A 23,702-nucleotide genomic window follows, 5' to 3' on the forward strand; every position below is an offset into this window, starting at 1 on the left:
AGCCCCGGGCGACCGTGTGAGCAGGATCACCGGCACGGCGCCGTCCGGCAGCCGGACGGGGGTCCACACCGCGCCGTAGTGAGGTTAGGCTTCCCTCACCTTCATGTTCCGCCTCACAATTCGTGAGCCCACCGAGGAGATCCCGTGCGTCTTCGCCGTTCTCTCACCACCGTCGTCGGCCTCGCCGCAGCGACCGCCCTGACCCTGGCAGGCTGCGCCTCGTCGTCCGAGCCCGGCTCCGCCGACGCCTCGCCCGAGGAGACGTCCGGCGCCGCGGGCGGCGCCACCGACGAGTTCCCGATCACGATCGAGCACGCCTTCGGCGAGACGGTCGTCGAGGCGGAGCCCGAGCGCGTCGCCACCTGGGGCTGGGGCTCCACCGAGGCCGCGGTCGCCGCGGGCGTCTACCCCGTCGCGGTCGCCGAGCAGGTGTGGACCGTCGGCGAGGACGCGCTCCTGCCGTGGGTCGAGGAGGCCTACGACGAGGCCGGCGTCGAGCACCCCGTGATCCTCAGCGACCCCGAGGGCGGCGCCACCGTCCCCTACGAGGAGTTCGTCGAGGTCGCGCCCGACCTCATCGTCGCCCCGTACTCGGGCCTCACGCAGGAGCAGTACGACCTGCTCAGCGAGATCGCGCCCGTCGTCGCGTACCCGGAGGCCCCGTGGCAGACCGAGTGGGACGACATCATCACGATCACGGCCGACTCCCTGGGCCGCAGCGCCGCCGGTGAGCAGGTCGTGGCCGACATCGAGCAGTACCTCGCCGACGAGGCCGCCGCGCACCCCGAGTTCGAGGGCGTCACGTTCGCCGCGATCGTCGACTCGCCCTCCGAGGGCCTCGTCTACGTGTACGACTCGGTCGACCCGCGCGCCGGCTTCCTCGAGGGCCTGGGCCTCGAGATCGCGCCCGCGGTGAGCGAGCTCTCGCCCGGCGACGGCTCGTTCTTCTACACGCTGTCCTACGAGGAGCTCGACAAGCTCGAGAGCGACGTCATCGTCTCCTACACCTACACCGAGGAGCAGGCCGCCGAGCTGCCGACCAAGCCCGAGCTGCAGGCGCTGCCCGCCGTCGCGGACGGCAAGGTCGTCCAGCAGGTCGGCCAGGTGCCGGTGTCTGCCGTCTCGCCGCCCACGGCCCTGTCGGTGACGTGGCCCGACGGCATGCCGGCGCTCGTCGACTCGCTGGCCGAGGTCCTCGGCTGACCTCCCTCTGACGCGAGATAGCGATCCGTCGTCGAGGTAGCGACCCGCCGTGACGGCGGGTCGCTACCTCGACGACGGATCGCTATCTCGCGTTCTCGGACGAGCGCGCGACGCCGTCGACCGCGCCGCCGTAGCGACGGTCGCGTCGCGCGTACTCCTCGACGGCGCGCCACAGGTGCCGGCGGTCGACGTCGGGCCACGGCTCCGGCAGGAACACCATCTCCGCGTACGCGGCCTGCCAGATCATGAAGTTCGACGTGCGCTGCTCGCCCGAGGAGCGCAGGAACAGGTCGACGTCGGGCAGGTCGGGCTCGTCGAGGTAGCGCTGGATCGTCTTCTCGGTGATCCGCTCGGGGTTGAGCCGGCCCGCGACGGCGTCGCGCGCGATGGCCGCCGCGGCGTCGGCGAGCTCGGCCCGCCCGCCGTAGTTGACGCACATCGTGAGGGTGCAGCGGTCGTTGTCGCGCGTCATCTCCTCGGCGATCTGCAGCTCCTTGACGACCGATCCCCACAGGCGCGGCTTGCGCCCCGCCCAGCGGATGCGCACGCCCCACGAGGCCATCTCGTCACGGCGGCGCCGGATGACGTCGCGGTTGAAGTTCATGAGGAAGCGCACCTCGTCGGGCGACCGCTTCCAGTTCTCGGTGCTGAAGGCGTACGCCGAGACGTGCTTGACGCCGATCTGCACGGCGCCCGCGACGACGTCGAGCAGCGACTTCTCCCCCTGCTTGTGCCCCTCGACGCGCGGCAGGCCGCGCGCGTTGGCCCACCGGCCGTTGCCGTCCATGACGATCGCGACGTGGTTCGGCACGAACTCGGCGGGGATGTCCGGCGGCGTCGCGCCCGATGGGTGAGGGTACGGCTCGGCGTAGGTGCGGGGCGGCATCAGGCCTCTCTCTCGATCATCCGCAGGGAGCGCAGCGTGCGCTCGAGGTAGTACTGCGAGTACGCCGCGACGAGCCCCGAGGCCTCCCGGCGGTGGCGCGCCTCCGACCCGTCGGCGACCTCCCAGTCGCCCACGAGCAGGGCGGCGAGCAGCTCGAAAGTCTCCGGGGCGGGCGACGTCGAACCCGGCGGGCGGCAGCGGCCGCACACCGCACCGCCCTGCGCGACGGAGAAGTTGCGATGCGGGCCCGGCTCCGCGCACCGGGCGCAGTCCGTGAACGACGGCGCCCAGCCGGCGACGGCGAGCGCGCGCAGCAGGTAGGAGTCGAGCACGAGGCCCGGCGAGTGCGCCCGCTCGGCGAGCGCCCGCACGCCGCCCGCGAGCAGCCAGTACTGCTGGACGGCGGGCTCGTGCTCGGCCGCCACGAGGCGGTCGGCCGCCTCGAGCATCGCGGCGCCCGCCGTGTAGAGCCCGTAGTCGGCGCAGATCGCGCCCGCGTACGGGCCGACCGTCTCGACCTGCGTCACCGTGTCGAGGTTGCGGCCCGTGTGCAGCTGCACGTCCACGGCCATGAACGGCTCGAGACGCGCCCCGAAGCGCGACGACGTGCGGCGCACGCCCCGGCCGACGGCCCGGACCTTGCCGTGCTCGCGCGTGAGGAACGTGACGATGCGGTCCGCCTCGCCCAGCTTCTGGGTGCGCAGGACGATCGCGTCGTCTCGGTACAGGGGCACCCGCCCATTGTCCCAGGTCCGACCGACACCGCGGCGCAGCCGCTCTCTCCTCCCCCCGCGAGTTGTCAGGCTCACGCCCGGGTATTCCACGGCGTGAGCCTGACAACTCCGGGGCGCCGGACGTTGTCAGGACCAGGCCTGGGTATACCCGGGCCTGGCCCTGACAACTCGCGAGAGGAGAGCGGAAGGCGTCAGGCGCGTGCGGCGCGGTTGACCGCCGAGACGATGGCACGCAGCGACGCGGTGGTGATCGACGGGTCGATCCCCACGCCCCAGAGCACCTGGTCGCCGACGGCGCACTCGACATAGGCGGCCGCCGTCGCGTCCCCGCCCTCGCTCAGCGCGTGCTCGGCGTAGTCGAGGACCTGGACGTCGATGCCCACGTGGCGGATCGCGTCGACGAACGCCGCGACCGGACCGTTGCCCTGGCCCGTGAGCGTGTGCTCCTCGCCGCGGTCCACCACGTCGACCGACAGCGTCGTCGTGCCGTCCTCGGCCGCCGTGGTGCGCGTCTCGCGCAGGCGCAGGCGGCCCCACGGCTCGAGCCCGGCCGGGTTGCCCGGCTCGACCGGCAGGTACTCGTCGGTGAACATCCGCCAGATGTCCGCGCCCGTGACCTCGGTGCCCTGCGCGTCGGTGTGGCGCTGCACCACGCCGGAGAACTCGATCTGCAGGCGGCGCGGCAGGTCCAGGCTGTGCTCGGTCTTGAGCAGGTACGACACGCCGCCCTTGCCGGACTGGCTGTTGACGCGGATGACGGCCTCGTAGGTGCGGCCCACGTCCTTGGGGTCGATCGGCAGGTACGGCACGGCCCAGGTCAGCTCGTCGACCGGCTTGGCCTCACGCTGGGCGCGGGCCTCCATGTGCTCGAAGCCCTTCTTGATCGCGTCCTGGTGCGAGCCCGAGAACGCGGTGAAGACGAGGTCGCCCACGTACGGGTGCCGCTCGTGCACGGGCAGCTGGTTGCAGTACTCGACCGTGCGCCGGATCTGGTCGATGCCGCCGCCGACGGTGAAGTCGATCTGCGGGTCGATGCCCTGGCTGAACAGGTTCATCCCGAGCGTCACCAGGTCGACGTTGCCCGTGCGCTCGCCGTTGCCGAACAGGCAGCCCTCGATGCGGTCGGCACCGGCCTGGTAGCCGAGCTCGGCCGCGGCGACCGCGGTGCCCCGGTCGTTGTGCGGGTGCAGCGACAGCACGACGTGCTCGCGGTACGCCAGGTGGCGGTTCATCCACTCGATCGAGTCGGCGTACACGTTGGGCGTCGCCATCTCGACCGTGGCCGGCAGGTTGACGATGACCGGGCGCTCCGCCGTCGGCTCCAGCACCTCGAGCACCTCGTTGCAGATGCGCGCGGCGAACTCGAGCTCCGTGCCGGTGTACGACTCGGGCGAGTACTCGTAGTACACGGTCGTCTCGGGGACGGTCTCCTCGAGCTTGCGGCACAGGCGCGCGGCCTGCACGGCGATGTCGACGATGCCGTCCATGTCGCTGCGGAACACGACCTCGCGCTGGAGGATCGACGTCGAGTTGTAGATGTGCACGATCGCCTGCTTGGCGCCGCGGATCGCGTCGTACGTGCGCTCGATGAGGTGGTCGCGGCACTGCGTCAGGACCTGGATGACCACGTCGTCGGGGATCCGGCCCGACTCGATGAGCAGCCGGACGAAGTCGAAGTCCGTCTGGGAGGCCGACGGGAAGCCGACCTCGATCTCCTTGTAGCCCATCTGCACGAGCAGCTCGAACATCCGCAGCTTGCGCTCGGCGTTCATCGGCTCGATGAGGGCCTGGTTGCCGTCGCGGAGGTCGACCGCGCACCAGCGCGGCGCCTTCGTGATCCGCTTGTCGGGCCACGTGCGGTCGGGCAGGTCGACGGTGATCTGCTCGTGGAACGGCACGTAGCGGTGGTAGGGCATCCCGGACGGGCGCTGCGGGTTCGTGGCCGCGATGCCGGTCGGGGCAGGGGTCGTCGCAGGGGGTACCTGGTTCTGCATCGGGTCGTCCTTCGGGTGGGGCTCGGTGTCGGCCGGCGCACCAGTGTCCACCGCGGCGAGGAACCGGCCTCGGATCAGGCCTCGCCGCGGCAGCGAAGGAGAAGGATCACCGTGCTGTGCACAGACACACCGTACACCCTGTGTGCCGCACGTCACCCTGCCCGTCCACGCCCCGCGACGGAGCGCGCCTCGCCCTGCCTCGGCGTCAGCGGCGGGAGCGCAGCGCGGCGTCGACGGCGGGGTCGCCGAGCGCGCCGAGCCAGTCGAGCAGCGCGGGGTACGTCGACGGGTTGGCCGCGACGTGCGGGCGCAGGTGCGGCGCCTCCTGCACGATGAGCGCGAGGTCGGCGAGCGGCGTCGTCGGGTCGAGCGCCTGGGCGGCCGTCCACCGGGAGCCCGGGACGTCGGCCACGGGCGGCAGGGCCTGGGTCGCGTCGGCGTCCTGCCCGACGGCGGGGCCCGGCTCGCGGTCGCGGCCGCCGGCCTGCGGGTACCCCGGCTCCGGCTCGTAGCCCGGCCACGCACCGTAGCCCGGCTGCGGCTCGTACGGTTGGGGCTCGTACGGCTGCTCGTGGTGTGCCTGCGGATACGGACCGCTCACGGGCGGCATGGCCTGCGTCCGCTCGGCGGGCGCCTCCTGGACCGCCCCGACCGGCGGCAGCGACTGCGTCTCGTCGGCGGGCGCCCACGCGCCGCGCCAGGCCGACGCGGGTGCGGTGTCCGGGCCGGACGGGCCCTGCGCGTGCCACGCGGCGGGCTGCTCGCCCTGCGCGGAGGGTGCGGACGCCGCCGAGCCGTCGGCGCCCACGGCGGCAGCGGCCGCGGTCACGCGCCGCTCGCCCGACACCGGGGCCGCGCCGGCGCTCACGAGCTCGCGCACCGACGGCGGCACGAGCAGCACGGCCAGGACCATCGCGGGCAGCCCGAACGTGACGAGCAGCTCCTCGACGTTCGACCGCGTGCCCACGCCGGAGCGGGCAACGACGATGACGAGGCCCAGCACCACGAGCACGCACGCCGCCCCGACGGCGGTGGTGTGGCCGCCGCGCGGGTCGCGCACGAGCGCGCGTCGCGCCAGGACGGCCACGAGCGCCATGAGGACGCCGACGACGATGCGCAGGACGAGGTTGACGGCCACGCCCTCGGCGACCGTGCGCATGCCGTCGGCGACGATGCGCACCAGCGCGACGAGCGCGACGAACGCCGCGACGAGGATCACGAGGTCGAGCAGGCGCACGGCCACGGCGACCCACAGCCCGGCGTTCCCCTCGGGTCGCGCGAACGCGGGGCGAGCGGCGTCGAGCACGCGCGGCACGGCGAACGCGGCGACGACGGGCAGCAGGACGAGGCCGATGCGCTCGGCGTGCGCGCTCTCGAGCCACGGACGCTCGGACCCGCCGCCGAGCGTCGCGAGCTCGAGCGCGACCGCCGCCCCCACGCCGAGCAGCACGAGGCCACCGACGAGGTCACCGCGCAGCAGCGCGACCGCCGTGAGCCACAGCACGCCCGCGACGAGGACGAGGTTGAGCACCGACCCGATGACCGTGGCGCCGGCGGCGCCGTCGACCGCGGAGAGCAGCGGCGAGGCGAGCGACAGCCCGCCGACCACGGCCGTGGCCGCGGTGAGCGCGTGCGGCCAGCGCGGCGCGGCGCCGAGCGCCACGCCGGCGAGCCCGAGCGCGAGCCCGGCGCCCACGCCGCCGGAGTCGTCGCCCGGGCGCACGAGGTCGAGCACGAGGTAGACGGCGACGACGACCGCGTACGGCGCGCAGCCGAGGACGCGGGCGCGCGCGGTCGTGAACCGCTCCCACGTCGCGGGCAGCATCCCGCTCCGCAGCGCGTACGGGGCGGCGAGCGTCGCGAGCGCGAGGAACGTGGCGAGCACGACCTCGAGCCGGTCGGTCCCGCGGTGCGCGGCGTCCCACGGCAGGGGGAGCGCGACGAGGAGCGCCATGACCGCGAGGACGTCCCGCACGACGTCGCGCGCGGCCACGCCCGCGAACGGTGCGCGGTCCCGTGGGACGGTCGGTGCGGCGTCGTTCATCGTGCTGCCTCCTGAAGGTCGGGTGGGCCGGACGGCCCGCATCGTTTCTACCCGATCCCGCCACCGTACGTCGGGCGGGGTGCTCCCGCGTTCGTCACACCCCGTCAGATGCCCAGCTGGTACACGCCCCAGTACGCGAGCATGAGGAGGAGGATCACCGCCCCGACGACCACGCACCAGAACGTCAGGTGCGCGGGCCACCCGCGCGCCACCCCGAACGCGGCGCGGCGGGCGACGGCGTCGGGCACGTCGCCGCCGGCCGCCACGACCGACGCGATCGCCGGTGCCCGCGCCGCCCGGCGCGCCGCACGTGCGTCGATCACGCGCAGCACGACGACGGCGCCCGCGACGGCGGTGACCACGCCGAGCAGGCGCACGCCGACCCAGCCGCCCTGCACCACGAGGTCGTCGCGCTGGTAGTCGAGCGCGAGGCGCGCCACGGTCAGCAGGTAGACGACGAGCGCGACCGTCGTCGCGGCCGAGCCCGCCCCGAGGACGAGCAGCGCGCGGCGCAGGCCGGGCGCGAGCCGCGGCGCGGGCGCGGCCGACCGCCGCATCACGGCCCGGCGCACGAGCGCGTGCGCGGCCCACACGAGCGGGCCGAGCACGATGAGCCCCGCGCCGGCGGCCACGGCACCGAGCACGATGTCGCCGTTGCCCCACCACCGCGGCTGCGGGACCGGTCCGGCGAGGTAGAGCTGGTTCGGCGTGTCGCCCGCGATGCGCGGCGGTGCGGTCGCCGTGCCGGGCAGACCCTGGACCCACGTGGCGACGTCGTCGGCGAAGTCGGGGTGCAGCCGCTGCACCCGGACGCCGTCCGCGGTCTCGTCGCTGACCTTGATCCCGTGGTTGGCGCCCGCGTAGTACCGGACCGTCACGGGCGCGTCGTCGCCGCGCACGGCGGTGTCCGCGATGATCCGGCGCGCGCCCTGCTCGACCGGCATCGAGGGGTCCGCGGTGCCGTAGACGACGAGGACGGGCGCGGTCTGCCGCTCGAGCCAGGGGCGCACGTCGAAGTCGACGTAGTCGAAGCCGCCGCCGGGCAGCTGCATTCCGACGGCGCGCGGGATCGCGCGGAAGACCTGCTCGGGCACGCCGGTGTTGCGCAGGTAGTTGTCGACCGCGAACGCGGCCTGCTCGCGCGGGGGGACGACGGGGGCCGAGACGAGGATCGTGAACGCGACCCGCGGGTCCTCGGCCTGCATGACGGGCACGATCCACGTGCCCTCCGACTCCCCGTACACGCCGACACGCGCCGGGTCGACCCCCTCGACGGCGCGCAGGACGTCGACGGAGCGGGCGTAGTCCGCGGCCATGGCGACGTAGTCCCGCTCGCGCGTGGAGTAGGTGTCGAGGCGCTTGTCGGGGACGAGCGTCGTGACGCCCGCGCTCGCGAGCGCGCTCGCGATGTCGGTGAACGCCTCGGCGAACCGCCCGGTGCCCGCCCCGTGGACGAACACGACCCCGGGCGTCCCGGGGAGCGGATCGCCGCGGTCGTCGAGCGGCTGGCGCAGCAGCGCGTCCACCTCGGTGCCGTCGAGCGGCACCGTCAGGACGGTCTCCCGCACCTCGTGCTCGCCCACGGACCCGATCTCGGCGGCACGCCCGGCGTCGACCCCGCGGATCGCGGTGTCCGACGTCGCGGGCTGCAGGTGGTCCGCCACGGGGACCGGGTTCCACTGGGGACCCGCGACGGCTCCCACCACCGCGAGCGAGACCAGCAGCGCGGCGCTGGTCGCAATCGTCCGGAAGACCACGGAGGGATGCTACCGGCGCTCAGAACCCGAGCCGCTGCAGCTGCTTCGGGTCGCGCTGCCAGTCCTTGGCGACCTTGACGTGCAGGTCGAGGTACACGCGCGTGCCGAGCAGCCGCTCGATGCCGCGCCGCGCCGTCGTGCCGACCTCGCGCAGGCGTGAGCCGCCGCGGCCGATGACGATCGCCTTCTGGGACTCGCGCTCGACGAAGAGGTTGACCCGCACGTCCAGCATGGGCGGGCGGCCCGCGGACGGCTCGCCCGTGCCCTCACGCTCGACGATCTCCTCGACGACGACGGCGAGCGAGTGCGGCAGCTCGTCGCGCACGCCCTCGAGCGCCGCTTCGCGCACGAGCTCGGCGACCATGACCTGCTCCGGCTCGTCGGTGAGCTCGCCGCCCGGGTAGAGATCGGGCCCCTCGGGCAGGTGCGCGACGAGGACCTCGGTCAGCTCGTCGACCTGGTAGCCGTCGCGGGCCGAGACCGGGACGATCGCCGAGAAGTCGCGGTCGACCGACCGCGCGAGCTGGTCGACGGCGATGAGGTGCTCGGCGAGGCGTCCCCGGTCCACCAGGTCCGCCTTCGTCACGACGGCGACCACCGGCACCGCTCGCCGACCCTCCATGAGGGGCGCGAGCTGGTTCATGATGAACCGGTCGCCCGGGCCGATCTTCTGGTCGGCCGGCAGGCAGAACGCGACGACGTCGACCTCGCCGAGCGTCTCCTTGACCAGCTCGTTGAGCCGCTCGCCCAGCAGCGTGCGCGGGCGGTGCAGCCCGGGCGTGTCCACGAGCACCAGCTGCGCGTCCTCGCGGTGCACGATCCCGCGGATGGTGTGCCGCGTCGTCTGCGGGCGCGCCGACATGATGGCGACCTTCTCCCCCACCAGGGCGTTGGTCAGCGTCGACTTGCCGACGTTCGGGCGCCCGACGAGGCAGGCGAAGCCGGAGCGGTGGACGGGTGCGTCGGGGCTGTCGGTGGTGCTCATGCGTGTTCCCTCTGGTCCGGCGGCACGACGGCGTCGTCCGCTGCTTCGGTGGCGGTCCTGCTGACGAGGATCGTGGCGAGCTGCTTGCGGCGGCCCTCGACGCGCTCGCCGACGAGGCGCAGGCCGCCCACGTCGGCGGTCGAGCCGACGAGCGGCACCTTGCCGATCGCCTTGGCGAGGAGCCCGCCCGCGGTGTCGACGTCGTCGTCGTCGAGGCGCAGGTCGAAGAGCTCGCCGAGCTCGTCGACCGGCATCCGCGCCGGCACGCGGAACGTGCCGTCGCCGAGGGCCTCCGGCTCGGCGACCTGGACGACGTCGTGCTCGTCGGTGAGCTCCCCGACGAGCTCCTCGATGACGTCCTCGACCGTGACCAGCCCGGCCGTGCCGCCGTACTCGTCGACGACGATGGCGATGTGCGACCGCGAGGCCTGCATCTGGCGCAGCAGGTCGTCGACCGGCTTCGACTCGGGCACGAACACCGGCGGGCGCGCGACCTCGGACACCGGCCTGTCGCCGGCGTCCGGGTCGTTCTCGAGCACGCGGGCGACGTCCTTGAGGTAGGCGACGCCGAGCAGGTCGTCGACCGACGCCCCGACGACGGGCACGCGCGAGTAGCCCGACTTGAGGAAGAGCCGCATGACCTTGCGCAGCGGTGTCGCGGCGTCGGCCGTGACCATGTCCGTGCGGGGCACCATGACCTCGCGCGCGAGGGTGCCGCCGAGCTCGAACACGGACCGGATGAGCTCGCGGTCCTCGGCCTCGATGGCCTCGTTCTCGCGCACCCGGTCCGCCATCGCGCGCAGCTCCTCCTCCGACGCCGTGGCGTCGGGGGCGCGCGCGGCCGAGCGGCGGGTGAGCCACGCGGCGAGCCTGTGCACGGCGGTGAGCGGGCCGGCGAGCGAGAGCAGGACGCGCACCGGGCTACGGAAGCCGAGCGCGCGCGGGCTGAGCCGCACGAAGACGATGCCCGCGACGAGCCCGACCACGGCGGCCGCGGCGAGGACGCGCCACCACTCGTCGAACCAGTCGGCGAGCAGCAGCGTCGCCGCGGCGAGCGCGACGGTCTGCGCGAACACGCGCACGAGCGCGAACGACGCGACGGCGGCCGTCGGGTCGACCGCGAGCGCCTGGGCGCGTCGCACGCGCCGCACGCGCGCGACGCGCGCCTGCTCGGGACGGTCGTCGTCGGCCTCGGCCTCGGCGCGCGCGTCGGCGAGCGAGGCCCGCGTCACGCGCAGGACGGCGGCCTCGCCGGCGGACAGCATCCCGGCCAGGGCCAGGCAGACGAGCGCGACGAGGGCGAGCAGCGGGTCGGGGACGTTCATCGCCCGGCGAGGAACGTGAGCAGCAGCTTGCGCTGCAGGCCGAACATCTCCTTCTCCTCCTCCGGCTCGGCGTGGTCGTAGCCGAGGAGGTGCAGGATGCCGTGCGTGGTGAGCAGCAGGAGCTCCTCGACGGTCGAGTGGCCGGCGACCTTGGCCTGCTCGACCGCGACCTCCGGGCAAAGCACGACGTCGCCGAGCGTGCCGGGCGGGGTGACCTCGCCGTCGCGGCCGGGGCGCAGCTCGTCCATGGGGAAGGACAGCACGTCGGTGGGCCCGGGCTCGTCCATCCACTGCTGGTGCAGCTCGCTCATGGCCTGGGTGTCGACGAAGAGGATCGACAGCTCGCTCTGCGGGTGCACGTGCAGCGTGTCGAGCACGAAGCGGGCGAGCGCCGCGAACTCCGCCTCGTCGACGTCGAACCCGGTCTCGTTGTTGACCTCGATGCTCACCCGCGCGCCTCCCGGTCGCGGCGGCCCTGGCCGCGGCGGTCCTGCCGGTCGCGGCCGTCCTGCGGGCGGGCGACGTCCCACCGCGCGTACGCGTCGATGATGTCGCTCACGAGCCGGTGGCGCACGACGTCGGACGACGTCAGGCGGCAGAACTCGACGTCGTCGACGCCCATGAGGATGTCCTCGACGACGCGCAGGCCCGACGTCGTGCCGCCCGGCAGGTCGACCTGCGTCGCGTCGCCCGTGATGACCATCTTGGAGCCGAAGCCGAGGCGCGTGAGGAACATCTTCATCTGCTCGGTCGAGGTGTTCTGCGCCTCGTCGAGGATGATGAACGAGTCGTTGAGCGAGCGGCCGCGCATGAACGCCAGGGGCGCGACCTCGATCGTCCCCGCCTCGATGAGCTTGGGGATCGCGTCGGGGTCCATCATGTCGTGCAGCGCGTCGTACAGCGGGCGCAGGTACGGGTCGATCTTCTCGGTGAGCGAGCCCGGCAGGTAGCCGAGCTTCTCGCCGGCCTCGACGGCCGGGCGCGTGAGGATGATCCGGTTGACCTGCTTGGACTGCAGCGCCTGCACGGCCTTGGCCATGGCGAGGTACGTCTTGCCCGTCCCTGCGGGGCCGATGCCGAACGTGATGGTGTTGGCGTCGATCGCGTCGACGTAGCGCTTCTGGCCGACCGTCTTCGGCCGGATGGTGCGCCCGCGGTTGGACAGGATGTTGAAGGTCAGCACCTCGGCGGGACGCTGCGCGGACGCCGCGGTGAGCATCTTGACCGACCGGGTCACGACGTCGGGCGTGAGCTGCGTGCCCGACTCGACGACCTCGACGAGCTCGTCGAGCAGCCGGGACACGAGGGCGACGTCGCCCGCCGGCCCGCTCACGACGATCTCGTTGCCGCGTGCGTGGACGTCCACGCCGGGGAACCCGTCCTCGACGGCCCGCAGCACGGAGTCCCGGCTGCCGAGCAGGGCGACCATGGGCACGTGCGGCGGCACCACGATGCGGTGCTCTGTCGAACGCTCGGTGGAGCGCGTGCTGGGTGTGGATGTCATGGGCCGGCTGGCGCCGATGCACTCCTTCGGATGACGGGCGAGGGCCGGTGGGGCCTGGGTCCGAGTCTATCGAGCAGGTCCCGCGCACGGCACGCGGATTCGCCGTCGGCGCACCGCACGCCGCGGCTCAGGCGGGCGACCAGCCGAGCTGCTTGCCCGCGATGACGTGACCGTGCACGTGGAACACGCTCTGCCCCGCACGCGGGCCGCTGTTGAAGATGAACCGGTACTGGCCGTCGGCCAGGTCGTGCGCGACCTGGTCGGCGACCTCCACGACCTCGGCGAGCAGCTGCGGGTCCGCGGCCGCGAGGACCGACACGTCGCCGTGGTGCTCCTTCGGCACCACGAGCACGTGCACCGGGGCCTGCGGGTCGATGTCGCGGAAGGCGATGACGCGCTCCGAGCGCGCCACGACGTCGGCCGGGAGCTGTCCGGCGACGATCTTGCAGAAGAGGCAGTCGTCCTGCTCGGAGTTCATGGGCGCCACGCTACCGATCGGCCCGCGCTCACGCCCAGCGGCCGAGCCGCTCGCTGAGCAGCGCGACCGCGACGGGTCCGGCGGTCGACGTGCGCAGCACGTGCGGGCCGAGCCGGGCGGCGACGGCGCCGGCGTCGATCAACAGCGCGAGCTCGGCGTCGGAGATGCCTCCCTCGGGCCCGACGACGACGAGCAGCTCGGGCGCCGCTCCCGCGTCGCCGCCGGCGTCCCTGTCGACCACGCCTGGCAGGACGACCGCGCCCAGCGGCGTCTGCGCCTCCTCGTGCAGCACGACGACGGCTCCCCCGGCCGCGACGACGTCGCGCGTCCGGACGGCGAGCTGCTTGGTCGTGACGGGCTCGGCGACCGGCGGCACCCACGCGCGCCGCGCCTGCTTGACCGCGGCGCGCACCGTCGCGACCCAGCGGGCGTGCGACTTGGCCGCCCGCGGCCCGCGCCACACGACGATCGACCGCTCGGCCTGCCACGGCACCACGGCGTCCACGCCGACCTCGACCGCGGCCTCGACGGCGAGCTCGTCGCGGTCACCCTTGGCGAGCGCCTGGACGAGCGTGAGCACGACGCCGGGCGCCGGCTCGCGCACCACCTCCGCGACGCGCAGCTGCACGCCGTCGCCGGTGACCTGCTCGACGACGCAGCGCAGCCGCACGCCCGCGCCGTCGACGACGTCGAGCCGCTCGCCCGGGCCGCGCCGCTGCACGACGCCGGCGTGCCGCCCCTCGGTCCCGTCGAGCAGGTACGCGTCGCCCGGCGCGACGTCGGCGAGCCCGCCGCCCTCGGCGAGGAAGACCGGCGCGCTCACGTCAGCGGCCGCTCAGCTTGTCCCGCAGCCGGGAGAACACGCCCGGGTGCGCGGCGGCGAGGCGCGGGTCGGGCCGCTCCTCGCCGCGCAGCTTCGCGAGCGCGCGCAGCAGCTCGGTCTGCTCCTCGTCGAGGCCCGTGGGGACCTGGACCTCGATGTGGACGTTGAGGTCGCCACGGCCGCCCGCGTGCAGGTGTCCCACGCCGAGGCCCTTGAGCGTGACGACCTGACCGGGCTGCGTGCCGGGGCGCAGGTCGATCTCCTGCGGCCCGTCGAGCGTCTCGAGCTCGAGCACCGTGCCGAGCGCGGCGGCCGTCATGGGCACGGGCAGCGTGCAGTGCAGGTCGTCTCCGCGGCGCACGAAGACCTCGTGCGGGCGCTCGCGGATCTCGACGTACAGGTCGCCGGCCGGGCCGCCGCCCGGGCCGACCTCGCCCTGCGCGGTGAGCTTGATCCGGGTGCCGGTGTCGACGCCCGCGGGCACGTTGACCGTGATGGTGCGGCGCGAGCGCACGCGGCCCTCGCCCGAGCAGTCGGCGCACGGCTCGGGGATGATCGTGCCGAAGCCCTGGCAGTCCGGGCAGGGCGACGTCGTCATGACCTGGCCGAGGAACGAGCGCGCGACGCGCTGGACGTTGCCGCGGCCGTGGCACACCTCGCACGTGCGCACCGACGTGCCCGGCCGGCAGCCGTTGCCGCCGCACGTCCCGCACACGACGGCGGTGTCGACCTGGAGCTCGCGCTTGGTGCCGAACGCGGCCTCGGCGAGGTCGATGTCGAGCCGCACGAGCGCGTCCTGGCCGCGGCGGGCGCGCGGGACCGGGCCGGACTGCGCCGCGCCCCCGCCGAAGAACGTCTCGAAGATGTCCTGGAAGCCGAAGCCGTTGCCGAACCCGCCGCCGGCGCCACCACCGGGCGCGGTCGGGTCCACCCCCATGTCGTACTGCTGGCGCTTCTCGGGGTTCGAGAGCACCTCGTACGCGCGCGCGACGTCCTTGAACCGCTCCTCGCCGTCCGCGCCGGCGACGTCGGGGTGGAGCTCGCGGGCCAGGCGGCGGTAGGCCTTCTTGATCTGCTCGGGCGTGGCGTCGCGCGGGACGCCGAGGATCGCGTAGTAGTCGGTCACAGGTCTCTCTCTGCGCGGAGTCGAGGTCGGGGTGGTCCGTCGGGCGGCGGGCGCTCAGCTCGGCAGGACGCGGGACAGGTAGCGGGCGACGGCACGCACCGCGGCGATCGTGCCGGGGTAGTCCATGCGGGTCGGGCCGACGGAGCCGAGGATCGCGACCGTGTCGCCGTCGGTGCCGTACCCGGACGCGACGACCGACGTCTCGGCGAGGCCGTCGAGCCGGTTCTCGTGCCCGATGCGCACGGCCACGCCGTCGGCGGCCATCTCGGTCAGCAGCCCGAGCAGCACGACCTGCTCCTCGAGCGCCTCGAGGACGGGGCTCAGGCCCTGCTCGAACCGCATCTCGGCGCGCGCGAGGTTCGCCGTGCCGGACAGCACGATACGCTCCTCGCTCTCCTGGCCGAGCGTCTCCACGATGAGGTCCGCCACGCCCTGCACCACCGGGCGCAGCGCGGGCTCGACCGAGTCGACGACCCGCGCGAACGCGGCCGCCAGCTGCGAGAGCCGCTTGCCGGCCGCGGCGGCGTTGAGCCGCGCTCGCAGCTCCCCGAGCGTGGCCTCGTCGAGGTCGAGCCCGTCGGCCGGGACGCCGGGCTCGTGCCCGGCGTCGAGGAACCGCTGCTCGACACGGCCGGTGTCGGTGATGACGACGACGAGCAGCCGGCGGTCGCCGAGCGGCACGAGCTCGAGGTGGCGCAGGCCCGAGAGCCGCAGCGACGGGTACTGGACGACCGCCACCTGGCCCGTGAGCTGCGCGATGAGCCGCCCGGCGCGCGCCAGGACGTCGTCGAGGTCGACCGCCTCGGACAGGAACGTCTCGATCGCGCGCTTCTGCGCGACCGACAGGGGGCGCACCTCGGCCAGGCGGTCGACGAACAGCCGATAGCCCTTGTCGGTCGGGACGCGGCCCGCCGAGGTGTGCGGCTGGGCGATGTACCCGGCCTCCTCGAGCGCGGCCATGTCGTTGCGGATGGTCGCGGGCGACACGCCGAGCCCGTGGCGCTCCGTGAGCACGCGGGACCCGACGGGCTCACGCGTCTGGACGTAGTCCTCGACGATCGCCCGCAACACCTCGAGCCGGCGTTCCTCGCTCACGGTCCTCCCCTCCCGGCGTGCGTGATTAGCACTCGAACCTACCGAGTGCCATTCTACGCGGGAGCGCCGCCCGTGGCCCTTCGCCCGGGGCGAACCACCGGCCCGTCGCTCGCCTCTGAGGCACCCCGAGGCGCGAAGTCTGCGCATCTGCCCGATCCGCGGGCCTACCTCAGGCGCGGAGGGTGGGGTCATGAGCACGAACCTGGACGCCACCCTCCACTACGAGACCTACCGGCTGCGCGAGGCCGAGGTCGCGCGCGACGTCGAGCTGCGGCGCCGGGCCGCCGAGCGCGCCGATCTCGAACGCCCCGCGCGCTCGGGCGGCGCGCGACGGTGGGCCCGGGCCATCGCCCCGGCCGCGCTGCGTCGCCGCCTCGGCGCGCCGTGGCGCGGCCGGCGTCGCCCGGCATGACCGCCGCAACCGTCCCCGGGTCGCCCCCGGCTGACACGATGGAGGCATGCTCGCACCGACCGCACTGCTCGTCGGACGCTCCTACGAGCTCGAGGCGCTGCAGGCGGCGCTGGCCGAGGCCCGCCGGGGGTCGACGCGGACGGTCGTGGTCGCCGGCGAGGCCCGCATCGGCAAGACGCTCCTGCTCGATGAGCTGGTCTCGCGCGTCGGCCCGGAGGCGGCCGCCGTCGTCGGCCGCTGCGTTGACTCCGGGTCGGGTCCGCTCCCCCACGCGGCCGTCGCCGCCATCGTCCTGGCCCTGGTGCGCGAGCTCGGGCGCGACGAGGTCCTCGCCGCGGCCGGCGCCGGTGCGGACGTGCTCGGAGCCGTGGTCCCCGGGCTCGTCGAGATGCGTCCCGGCGCGGCGCTGGACCGGCTGCCCGACGTCCTCGCCGACCTCGTCGCCTCCGTCGCGGCGAGCCGGCCGGTCGTCGTCGTGGTCGAGGACCTCCACTGGGCGGACGGCGCCACGCGTGCCGCCGTCGCACGGCTCGCGCGGCTGCCCGGTGACGCCCGGGTGCTGGTCGTGCTGAGCTACCGCTCGGACGACGTCGGCCGCGGCCACCCGTTGCGCCCCCTCCTCGCCGAGCTCGAGCGCAGTCGCCTGGCCACGCGGGTCGAGCTCGCACGGCTCTCGGCCGGGGAGGTCGCCGAGCTCGCCCGCGCGCTCGGCGACGGCGGGCTCGACGCCCTCGACGTCGAGCGCATCGCGGACCGCAGCGAGGGCGTGCCGTTCTACGTCGAGGAGCTCGTGAGCTTCGTCGGGACGGCGCTGCCCGAGTCGCTGCGCGACGTGCTGCTGCTGCGCTACGAGCAGCTCGACCCCGGCGTCCGGACGTTCCTGCGCACGGTCGCGGCCGGCGGCGTCAGCGTGCCGCACGACGTGCTGGCGGCCGCCGTCGGCGATCCCGACGCGCTCGACGCCGCCGCGCGCGCCGCGGTCGAGGCGCACGTGCTCGTGGCCGCCGGGGCCGAGTACGCGTTCCGGCACGCGCTCGTCCAGGAGGCCGTGTACGGCGAGCTGCTGCCCGGGGAACGGACCCGCATCCACGCCGCCTACGCCCGGGCGTACGAGGCCCGGCCCGCGACCGCCCGCACGCTGGCGGAGGTCGCTAACCACTGGTGGCGCGCCCGCGTGCCGGACCGCGCGCTGGCGTCGGCGGTCACGGCCCAGGCCGCGGCGGAGGCGACGGGCGCCACCTCGACCGCCGCCGAGCACGGGGAGCGCGCGCTCGAGCTGTGGCACGAGGTGCCCGACGCCGAGGCCGTGGCGGGCGTCTCCCACCACGAGCTGCTCGCCCGCGCGCGCTCCGACCACGCCTGAGGTACCTCAGGGCCTGCCGGCCCGAGCCGCCGAGCAGGAGGTTCCCCATGCATCCCGACCTGTACGCGGTGGTGCACCGGCAGCACGAGGCCGAGATCGCGGCCGCGGCCGAGCGGCGCCGCCAGGTCGCCGAGCGGTCGGAGGAGATCGCCCGCGGCTCGCCGCCCTCGGCGCGGATGCCGGCCCGACGTCCGCCCCGGGTGCCCGCGAGTCGCGGTGGTCCCGCTGGCTGCGCCCACGGCGCGCTCCGCTGAGGCGCGTGTCGGTCGGCCGGGCCGTGGGCGCCCGACCGTAGGCTCGCCGTCGTGCACGACCGCTACGGCTCCGACGTCCTGTCCCTCGCGTCCCCGGGTGCGCCGACCGGCTCGGCCCACCACCGCCGCCGGCCGGTGTCCCGGCCGCAGCCGGCGGAGCCGGGCCTCGTGGTCGAGGAGGTGCAGACCGGCTGGGTGGGCGCGGTCGTGCGCGTGGAGAAGTCGGGCGGCATGCACGTCGTCGTGCTCGAGGACCGGCGCGGCCGCACGCGGTCGTTCCCGCTCGGGCCGGGGTTCTGGGTCGACGGACAGCCGGTCGAGCTGACCGCCCCGGTGACGTCGCGCGCCCCGGCGGCCCCGGCCCGCACGGCGTCGGGGTCCGTCGCGGTGCGCGGGCAGCGGGCGCGCGTCGCGCGCGGCAGCCGCATCTGGGTCGAGGGCAAGCACGACGCCGAGCTGGTCGAGAAGGTGTGGGGCGACGACCTGCGCGTGGAGGGCGTCGTCGTCGAGATGCTCGACGGCGTCGACAACCTCGCCGAGGCCCTCGCCGAGTTCGGCCCGACGCCGGAGCGCCGCGTGGGCGTGCTCGTCGACCACCTCGTGCCGGGCTCCAAGGAGCAGCGGCTCGCCGACGCCGCCCTGCGGACGGTGCCGCGGGGCACCGTGCTCGTGCTCGGCCACCCGTACGTCGACGTGTGGCAGGCGGTCAAGGCCGAGCACGTCGGGCTGTCCGCATGGCCGGCGATCGAGCGCGGCACCGAGTGGAAGCGCGGGATCCTGCGGGAGCTCGGGTGGCCCGCGGCGACGACCGAGGACGTCGGGCGCGCCTGGCAGCGCATCCTCGGGCAGGTGCGCGACTACCGCGACCTCGACCCGGCCCTGCTGGGCCGGGTCGAGGAGCTCATCGACTTCGTGACCGCCTGAGCCTTCGTGACCGCCTGAGCCGCCGGGCGGCCCTGCGTCAGACGGGCGCGACCGGCTCGCCGACGAGGCGCCGGTAGACGTGCGCGCCGAGCAGCACGGCGATCGGCACCGCGACGAGCAGGCCCACGACGAGCAGCAGCGCGCCGACGAACGTCACGACGACCGCGAGGAGCACCGTGATCAGGACGGTCCCGAGGTTGCGCGACACCAGCCGGACGCTCGACCGGATCGCCGTGATCGCGTCCTGCTCCTTGTCGATCACGAAGAAGATCGCCGCGGCGAGGAAGAACGAGACGACGAGCTGGAGCACCCCGCCGAGGAACGGCAGGAACGACAGCACGAAGCTGATCGCCGCGGTGATCAGGCCGTACACGAGCACGCCGGCCAGGTTGCGCAGCGCGAAGAAGTCGCCGAACGAGGCGGTGCCCTTGCGCGTCGCGGCCAGGGCCCCGGTGACGAGCAGCGCGAACAGCACCGTGTTCACGAGCGAGCCGAGCGCGGACAGCAGCGTCTCGGTCGTGCTCACGGGCGTATTGACGACGGCGTCGAGCGCCGCTGGGTCGCCGAGGTTGGTGACCGTGTCGCGCAGCGACGGCGTGAGCAGCCACGAGGCCGCCATCGCGATCGCCCCGAGGACGAGCGTGGCGCCGATCCACGCCCCGGCGCTGCGGCCGAAGCTCGCCCATGCCCACGAGAACGCGGTGCCGACGCGGACCGCGCCGGCGTCGGGCGCCTGACCGTAGGCCGGCCCGCCGTAGGGGTCGTGGCCGGCCGGGGGCGGCGCCCAGCCCTCGGGCGCGTACTGCCCGTACGCGGGCGGCTGCGAGCCCGCCGCCGGCGGCGGGTACGCGCCGTACGCCGGCGGCTGCGAGCCGGGCGGCGGCTGCGAGCCGGGCGGCGGCTGCGAGCCCTGGGGCGGCTCGGGCGCCTCCCAGGGGTCGTGCCCGTCGGCAGGGCGGCGGGCGTGGGGGTCCTCAGGGTCGCGGGGCGGGACCCCGCCGGTGTTCTCGCTCATGCGCTCCTCGTCTCGCGTGGGTGGCACCTCCACTCTTCCGGTCGGGCACCGCCCGTGCCACCGGGACACGCCGGATGATGACGCGCGGGCACCTGGGGAGATAGGTTCGAGACGACGCCCGCCCCGCGACGCTGGAGACCCCGATGAGCGTGCCGACCGACCCGCCTCAGCAGCCGCCCTCGTCGGGCCAGCCGCCGTACCCGCCGCAGCCCGTCGGCCCCGCGCCGCTCTCGCGCGAGGACGAGCGCACGTGGGCGATCGTCGCCCACCTCGCCCCGCCCGTGCTCGCGATCCTCAGCGTCGGCACGCTCGGCTTCCTCACGCCGCTCGTGGTCTGGCTCGTCTTCCGCGACCGCAGCCGCTTCGTGGGCGACCAGGCCAAGGAGGCGCTCAACTTCCAGATCACGCTGCTCATCGCCTACGTGGTCGGGTGGCTCCTGGTCTGGGTGCTGATCGGCTTTGTGATCCTGGCCGCCGTATGGGTCTGCTCGATCGTGTTCGGCGTGCTCGCCGCGGTCGCGGTCAACCGGTTCGAGCCGTACCGCTACCCGATCAACATCCGCTTCGTCCGTTGACGCGGGCGGTGCGCTCAGGCCGTGAGCTCGCGCACGACGGCGTCGGCGAGGAGCCGGCCGCGCAGCGTGAGCACCGCGCGCCCGCGCACGGCGGCGACGCCGTCGAGCAGCCCGCGCGCGACGAGGCCAACCACCGCGTGCCGCCCGGCGTCGGTGAGCACCGCGAGGTCGAGGCCCTCGCGCAGCCGCACGCCGAGCATGACGCGCTCGAGGTGCGCCTCGTCGGCCGTGAGCAGCTCGCGGCCCGCGCCCGGTGACCGCCCCTCGGCGAGCAGCGCGGCGTAGCGCCGGGGGTGCTTGACGTTCCACCAGCGCACGCCCGTGCCGTCCGGCGCGCCGACGTACGAGTGCGCGCCCGGGCCGATGCCCCACCAGTCGTGGCCGCGCCAGTACGCGAGGTTGTGCCGGCACGCCCGCGCGTCGTCGCGCGCCCAGTTCGACACCTCGTACCAGGTGAGCCCGGCGGCGGCGAGGAACTCGTCGGCGAGCTCGTACTTGGTCGCCTGGTCGTCCTCGTCCGGCAGGGCGAGCAGCCCGCGGCGCACCTGGGCGTGCATCTTGGTGCCCGGCTCGACGACGAGCGCGTACGCCGAGACGTGGTCGACGCCCGCGGCGACGACGGCCTCCAGCGAGGCGCGCCAGTCGTCGAGCGACTCCCCCGGCGTGCCGTAGATGAGGTCGAGCGAGACCTCGAGTCCGGCGTCGCGCGCCCAGCGCACGACGTCGGGCACGCGCGCCGGGTCGTGCGTGCGCTCGAGCGTCGCGAGCACGTGCGGGACGGCCGACTGCATGCCGAACGACACGCGCGTGAACCCCGCGTCGGCGAGCGCGGCGAGCGACGCGGGGGTCACCGAGTCGGGGTTGGCCTCGGTCGTCACCTCCGCGCCCTGCGCCAGGCCCCACGCGTCGCGGACGCCGCCCAGGATCCGCGCGAGGTGGCCCGGGGGCAGCATCGTCGGCGTGCCGCCGCCGAAGAAGACGGTCTCCACGGGCCGCGCCAGCCCGGCGTCGTCGAGCACGCGCGCGGCCAGGTCGACCTCGCGCAGCGCCGTCGCGGCGTACTCGACCTGCGACGCGCCGCCGCCGAGCTCGGCCGCGGTGTACGTGTTGAAGTCGCAGTACCCGCACCGCACCGAGCAGAACGGCACGTGCACGTAGACGCCGAGCGCGGCGTCGCGCGTCCGGGCGGCGCCGTCGGCGACGGCGCGGACCCGGTCGGGCAGCGCGCCGTCGGGAGGGACGGGCACGCCCTCGGGGAGGGCGGGCACTACTTCTTCTTGTCCTTGGCGTCCTTGCCGCCCGAGGAGTCGGAGGACAGCGCCGCGATGAAGGCGTCCTTCGGGACCTCGACGGACCCGATGTTCTTCATGCGCTTCTTGCCCTCCTTCTGCTTCTCGAGCAGCTTGCGCTTGCGGGAGATGTCGCCGCCGTAGCACTTGGCCAGGACGTCCTTGCGCATGGCGCGCACGGTCTCGCGCGCGATGACCCGGGCGCCGACGGCCGCCTGGATCGGCACCTCGAACTGCTGGCGCGGGATGATCTCCTTGAGCTTGGCCGTCATGAGCACGCCGTAGTCGTACGCCTTCTCGCGGTGCACGATCGCGGAGAACGCGTCGACCTGCTCGCCCTGGAGCAGGATGTCGACCTTGACGAGGTCGGCCGCCTGGTCCCCCGCCGGCTCGTAGTCGAGCGAGGCGTACCCGCGCGTGCGCGACTTGAGCTGGTCGAAGAAGTCGAAGACGATCTCGGCGAGCGGCAGCGTGTACCGCAGCTCGACGCGGTCCTCGGACAGGTAGTCCATCCCGAGCATCGTGCCGCGGCGGTCGTTGCACAGGCCCATGACGGTGCCGACGAACTCGCTCGGCGTGAGGATCGTCGCGCGCACGACCGGCTCGCGGACCTCGCGGATCTTGCCGCCCGGGAACTCGGACGGGTTCGTCACCTTGACCTCCGTGCGGTCCTCGAGCGTCACCTCGTAGACCACGTTGGGCGCGGTCGAGATGAGGTCGAGGTCGAACTCGCGCTCGAGGCGCTCGCGGACGATCTCCAGGTGGAGCAGCCCGAGGAAGCCGACGCGGAACCCGAAGCCGAGCGCGACTGACGTCTCCGGCTCGTAGTTGAGGGCGGCGTCGTTGAGCTTGAGCTTGTCGAGCGCGTCGCGCAGCGCCGGGTAGTCCGACCCGTCGATCGGGTACAGGCCCGAGAAGACCATGGGCTTGGGGTCGCTGTAGCCGCCGAGCGCCTCGGCCGCGGGCTTGGCCGCGTTCGTGACGGTGTCGCCGACCTTGGACTGCCGCACGTCCTTGACGCCCGTGATGAGGTAGCCGACCTCGCCGACGCCGAGGCCCTTCGTCGGGATGGGCTCGGGCGAGATGATCCCGATCTCGAGCAGCTCGTGCGTCGCGCGCGTCGACATCATCTGGATGCGCTCGCGCGGGTTGAGGTTGCCGTCGACGACGCGCACGTACGTCACGACGCCGCGGTACGTGTCGTAGACCGAGTCGAAGATCATCGCGCGCGCCGGGGCGTCCGCGTCGCCGACCGGGGCGGGCACGCGCTCGACGATCCGGTCGAGCAGCACCTCGACGCCCTCGCCGGTCTTGCCGCTGACCTTGAGCACGTCGGCCGGGTCGCCGCCGACGAGGTTCGCCAGCTCCTCGGCGTACTTCTCCGGCTGCGCCGCGGGCAGGTCGATCTTGTTGAGCACCGGGATGATCTCGAGCTCGTTCTCCATCGCCAGGTAGAGGTTGGCGAGGGTCTGGGCCTCGATGCCCTGCGCGGCGTCGACGAGCAGGATCGCGCCCTCGCACGCGGCGAGCGAGCGCGACACCTCGTACGTGAAGTCGACGTGGCCCGGGGTGTCGATCATGTTGAGCGCGTACGCCTCGTCGCCCACCTGCCACGGCATGCGCACTGCCTGCGACTTGATCGTGATGCCGCGCTCGCGCTCGATGTCCATCCGGTCGAGGTACTGCGCGCGCATGGCCCGCGGCTCGACGACGCCCGTGAGCTGCAGCATGCGGTCCGCGAGGGTCGACTTGCCGTGGTCGATGTGCGCGATGATGCAGAAGTTGCGGATCAGCTCCGGCGCGGTGGAGTGCGGCTGGATGCGCGCGCTGAGCGCAGGTCCGGGGATGGGCAACGCGATCTCGCTCCGTGGGTCGGGTTTCGCTGGGTGCGGGCGGCCGTCCGGCACGCTCGGGAC

Annotated in this window: 22 protein-coding genes; 6 read left to right on the forward strand and 16 right to left on the reverse strand. The window is 74.2% G+C overall.

Features of this window, described 5'->3' with window-relative positions; translation table 11 throughout:
- The first annotated feature begins 144 nt into the window (after positions 1–144).
- The gene (locus tag ISOVA_RS09915) at positions 145–1,203 is read left to right on the forward strand and encodes an ABC transporter substrate-binding protein (RefSeq protein WP_013839095.1); all 1,059 of its coding nucleotides are present in this window, start codon (positions 145–147) and stop codon (positions 1,201–1,203) included.
- Between the two features lie 82 nt (positions 1,204–1,285).
- On the opposite strand, the gene ISOVA_RS09920 is transcribed toward ISOVA_RS09915, so the two are convergent.
- The 13 genes from ISOVA_RS09920 to hrcA form a co-directional block, all read right to left on the reverse strand.
- Entirely contained in the window at positions 1,286–2,089 is an 804-nt protein-coding gene (locus tag ISOVA_RS09920) for an isoprenyl transferase (RefSeq protein WP_013839096.1), read from the reverse strand.
- Positions 2,089–2,823, reverse strand: coding sequence for a DNA repair protein RecO (gene recO / locus ISOVA_RS09925; protein ID WP_013839097.1), 735 nt, complete (start codon positions 2,821–2,823; stop codon positions 2,089–2,091). Before recO ends, ISOVA_RS09920 begins: the two co-directional genes overlap by 1 nt.
- A gap of 191 nt (positions 2,824–3,014) precedes the next feature.
- Complete coding sequence (gene leuA / locus ISOVA_RS09930; RefSeq protein WP_013839098.1) at positions 3,015–4,817, reverse strand: 2-isopropylmalate synthase; 1,803 nt, start codon at positions 4,815–4,817, stop codon at positions 3,015–3,017.
- Positions 4,818–5,022: 205 nt separating this feature from the next.
- A complete protein-coding gene (locus tag ISOVA_RS15550; protein ID WP_013839099.1) occupies positions 5,023–6,861 on the reverse strand; it encodes a DUF7937 domain-containing protein in 1,839 nt (612 codons plus the stop codon).
- Between the two features lie 104 nt (positions 6,862–6,965).
- A complete protein-coding gene (locus ISOVA_RS09940) occupies positions 6,966–8,618 on the reverse strand; it encodes an alpha/beta hydrolase family protein (protein ID WP_013839100.1) in 1,653 nt (550 codons plus the stop codon).
- A 19-nt stretch (positions 8,619–8,637) separates the two neighbouring features.
- Complete coding sequence (era, locus tag ISOVA_RS09945; RefSeq protein ID WP_013839101.1) at positions 8,638–9,603, reverse strand: GTPase Era; 966 nt, start codon at positions 9,601–9,603, stop codon at positions 8,638–8,640.
- Positions 9,600–10,928 (reverse strand): hemolysin family protein, encoded by a 1,329-nt coding sequence (locus tag ISOVA_RS09950; RefSeq protein WP_013839102.1) that lies wholly within the window; start codon positions 10,926–10,928, stop codon positions 9,600–9,602. Before ISOVA_RS09950 ends, era begins: the two co-directional genes overlap by 4 nt.
- Positions 10,925–11,377 carry an rRNA maturation RNase YbeY gene (gene ybeY / locus ISOVA_RS09955; RefSeq protein WP_013839103.1) on the reverse strand — a complete coding sequence of 151 codons (453 nt, stop codon included), beginning with the start codon at positions 11,375–11,377 and terminating at the stop codon, positions 10,925–10,927. Before ybeY ends, ISOVA_RS09950 begins: the two co-directional genes overlap by 4 nt.
- Positions 11,374–12,432, reverse strand: a complete 1,059-nt coding sequence (locus ISOVA_RS09960; protein ID WP_013839104.1) for a PhoH family protein — start codon at positions 12,430–12,432, stop codon at positions 11,374–11,376. Before ISOVA_RS09960 ends, ybeY begins: the two co-directional genes overlap by 4 nt.
- Before the next feature lie 127 nt (positions 12,433–12,559).
- Positions 12,560–12,910 (reverse strand): HIT domain-containing protein, encoded by a 351-nt coding sequence (locus tag ISOVA_RS09965; RefSeq protein WP_013839105.1) that lies wholly within the window; start codon positions 12,908–12,910, stop codon positions 12,560–12,562.
- A 28-nt stretch (positions 12,911–12,938) separates the two neighbouring features.
- On the reverse strand, positions 12,939–13,733 hold the full coding sequence (locus tag ISOVA_RS09970; protein ID WP_013839106.1) for a 16S rRNA (uracil(1498)-N(3))-methyltransferase: 795 nt from the start codon (positions 13,731–13,733) through the stop codon (positions 12,939–12,941).
- 1 nt (position 13,734) lies between these two features.
- Entirely contained in the window at positions 13,735–14,859 is a 1,125-nt protein-coding gene (dnaJ, locus tag ISOVA_RS09975; protein WP_013839107.1) for a molecular chaperone DnaJ, read from the reverse strand.
- Positions 14,860–14,913: 54 nt separating this feature from the next.
- Positions 14,914–15,954 (reverse strand): heat-inducible transcriptional repressor HrcA, encoded by a 1,041-nt coding sequence (gene hrcA / locus ISOVA_RS09980; RefSeq protein ID WP_013839108.1) that lies wholly within the window; start codon positions 15,952–15,954, stop codon positions 14,914–14,916.
- 190 nt (positions 15,955–16,144) lie between these two features.
- Between hrcA and ISOVA_RS09985 the strand changes: the two genes are divergently transcribed.
- From ISOVA_RS09985 to ISOVA_RS09995, 4 genes are read left to right on the forward strand one after another with little or no spacing between them, the layout of a single operon-like run.
- A complete protein-coding gene (locus ISOVA_RS09985) occupies positions 16,145–16,366 on the forward strand; it encodes a hypothetical protein (RefSeq protein WP_013839109.1) in 222 nt (73 codons plus the stop codon).
- A 46-nt stretch (positions 16,367–16,412) separates the two neighbouring features.
- Entirely contained in the window at positions 16,413–17,729 is a 1,317-nt protein-coding gene (locus tag ISOVA_RS09990; RefSeq protein WP_013839110.1) for an ATP-binding protein, read from the forward strand.
- A gap of 47 nt (positions 17,730–17,776) precedes the next feature.
- Positions 17,777–17,983, forward strand: a complete 207-nt coding sequence (locus tag ISOVA_RS15555) for a hypothetical protein (protein ID WP_013839111.1) — start codon at positions 17,777–17,779, stop codon at positions 17,981–17,983.
- A 51-nt stretch (positions 17,984–18,034) separates the two neighbouring features.
- Positions 18,035–18,907, forward strand: a complete 873-nt coding sequence (locus tag ISOVA_RS09995; RefSeq protein WP_013839112.1) for a DUF3097 domain-containing protein — start codon at positions 18,035–18,037, stop codon at positions 18,905–18,907.
- A 37-nt stretch (positions 18,908–18,944) separates the two neighbouring features.
- Here ISOVA_RS09995 and ISOVA_RS16445 read toward each other — a convergent pair whose 3' ends face one another.
- Positions 18,945–19,922: a DUF2189 domain-containing protein gene (locus tag ISOVA_RS16445; protein ID WP_013839113.1), complete on the reverse strand. Its 978-nt coding sequence runs from the start codon at positions 19,920–19,922 to the stop codon at positions 18,945–18,947.
- Between the two features lie 143 nt (positions 19,923–20,065).
- Here ISOVA_RS16445 and ISOVA_RS10005 point away from each other — a divergent pair, with 143 nt between their 5' ends.
- Positions 20,066–20,497 (forward strand): DUF4870 domain-containing protein, encoded by a 432-nt coding sequence (locus tag ISOVA_RS10005; protein ID WP_013839114.1) that lies wholly within the window; start codon positions 20,066–20,068, stop codon positions 20,495–20,497.
- A 14-nt stretch (positions 20,498–20,511) separates the two neighbouring features.
- Here ISOVA_RS10005 and hemW read toward each other — a convergent pair whose 3' ends face one another.
- Together hemW and lepA are read right to left on the reverse strand one after the other, a co-directional pair.
- Positions 20,512–21,765 carry a radical SAM family heme chaperone HemW gene (gene hemW / locus ISOVA_RS10010; RefSeq protein WP_013839115.1) on the reverse strand — a complete coding sequence of 418 codons (1,254 nt, stop codon included), beginning with the start codon at positions 21,763–21,765 and terminating at the stop codon, positions 20,512–20,514.
- Positions 21,765–23,639, reverse strand: a complete 1,875-nt coding sequence (gene lepA, locus ISOVA_RS10015; protein WP_013839116.1) for a translation elongation factor 4 — start codon at positions 23,637–23,639, stop codon at positions 21,765–21,767. The genes hemW and lepA overlap by 1 nt, the downstream gene beginning before the upstream one ends.
- Positions 23,640–23,702 lie beyond the last annotated feature (63 nt).

The sequence above is a fragment of the Isoptericola variabilis 225 genome (genome assembly GCF_000215105.1).
GTDB lineage: Bacteria > Actinomycetota > Actinomycetes > Actinomycetales > Cellulomonadaceae > Isoptericola > Isoptericola variabilis_A.

Bases quoted from the DNA above. Each gene is read 5' to 3' on its own strand.
- ISOVA_RS09920 (WP_013839096.1), bottom strand. From the start codon at position 2,089: ATGCCGCCCCGCACCTACGCCGAGCCGTACCCTCACCCATCGGGCGCG.
- leuA (WP_013839098.1), bottom strand. From the start codon at position 4,817: ATGCAGAACCAGGTACCCCCTGCGACGACCCCTGCCCCGACCGGCATC.
- ISOVA_RS15550 (WP_013839099.1), bottom strand. From the start codon at position 6,861: ATGAACGACGCCGCACCGACCGTCCCACGGGACCGCGCACCGTTCGCG.
- era (WP_013839101.1), bottom strand. From the start codon at position 9,603: ATGAGCACCACCGACAGCCCCGACGCACCCGTCCACCGCTCCGGCTTC.
- ISOVA_RS09950 (WP_013839102.1), bottom strand. From the start codon at position 10,928: ATGAACGTCCCCGACCCGCTGCTCGCCCTCGTCGCGCTCGTCTGCCTG.
- ISOVA_RS09960 (WP_013839104.1), bottom strand. From the start codon at position 12,432: ATGACATCCACACCCAGCACGCGCTCCACCGAGCGTTCGACAGAGCAC.
- ISOVA_RS09965 (WP_013839105.1), bottom strand. From the start codon at position 12,910: ATGAACTCCGAGCAGGACGACTGCCTCTTCTGCAAGATCGTCGCCGGA.
- ISOVA_RS09985 (WP_013839109.1), top strand. From the start codon at position 16,145: ATGAGCACGAACCTGGACGCCACCCTCCACTACGAGACCTACCGGCTG.
- ISOVA_RS09990 (WP_013839110.1), top strand. From the start codon at position 16,413: ATGCTCGCACCGACCGCACTGCTCGTCGGACGCTCCTACGAGCTCGAG.
- ISOVA_RS15555 (WP_013839111.1), top strand. From the start codon at position 17,777: ATGCATCCCGACCTGTACGCGGTGGTGCACCGGCAGCACGAGGCCGAG.
- ISOVA_RS16445 (WP_013839113.1), bottom strand. From the start codon at position 19,922: ATGAGCGAGAACACCGGCGGGGTCCCGCCCCGCGACCCTGAGGACCCC.
- ISOVA_RS10005 (WP_013839114.1), top strand. From the start codon at position 20,066: ATGAGCGTGCCGACCGACCCGCCTCAGCAGCCGCCCTCGTCGGGCCAG.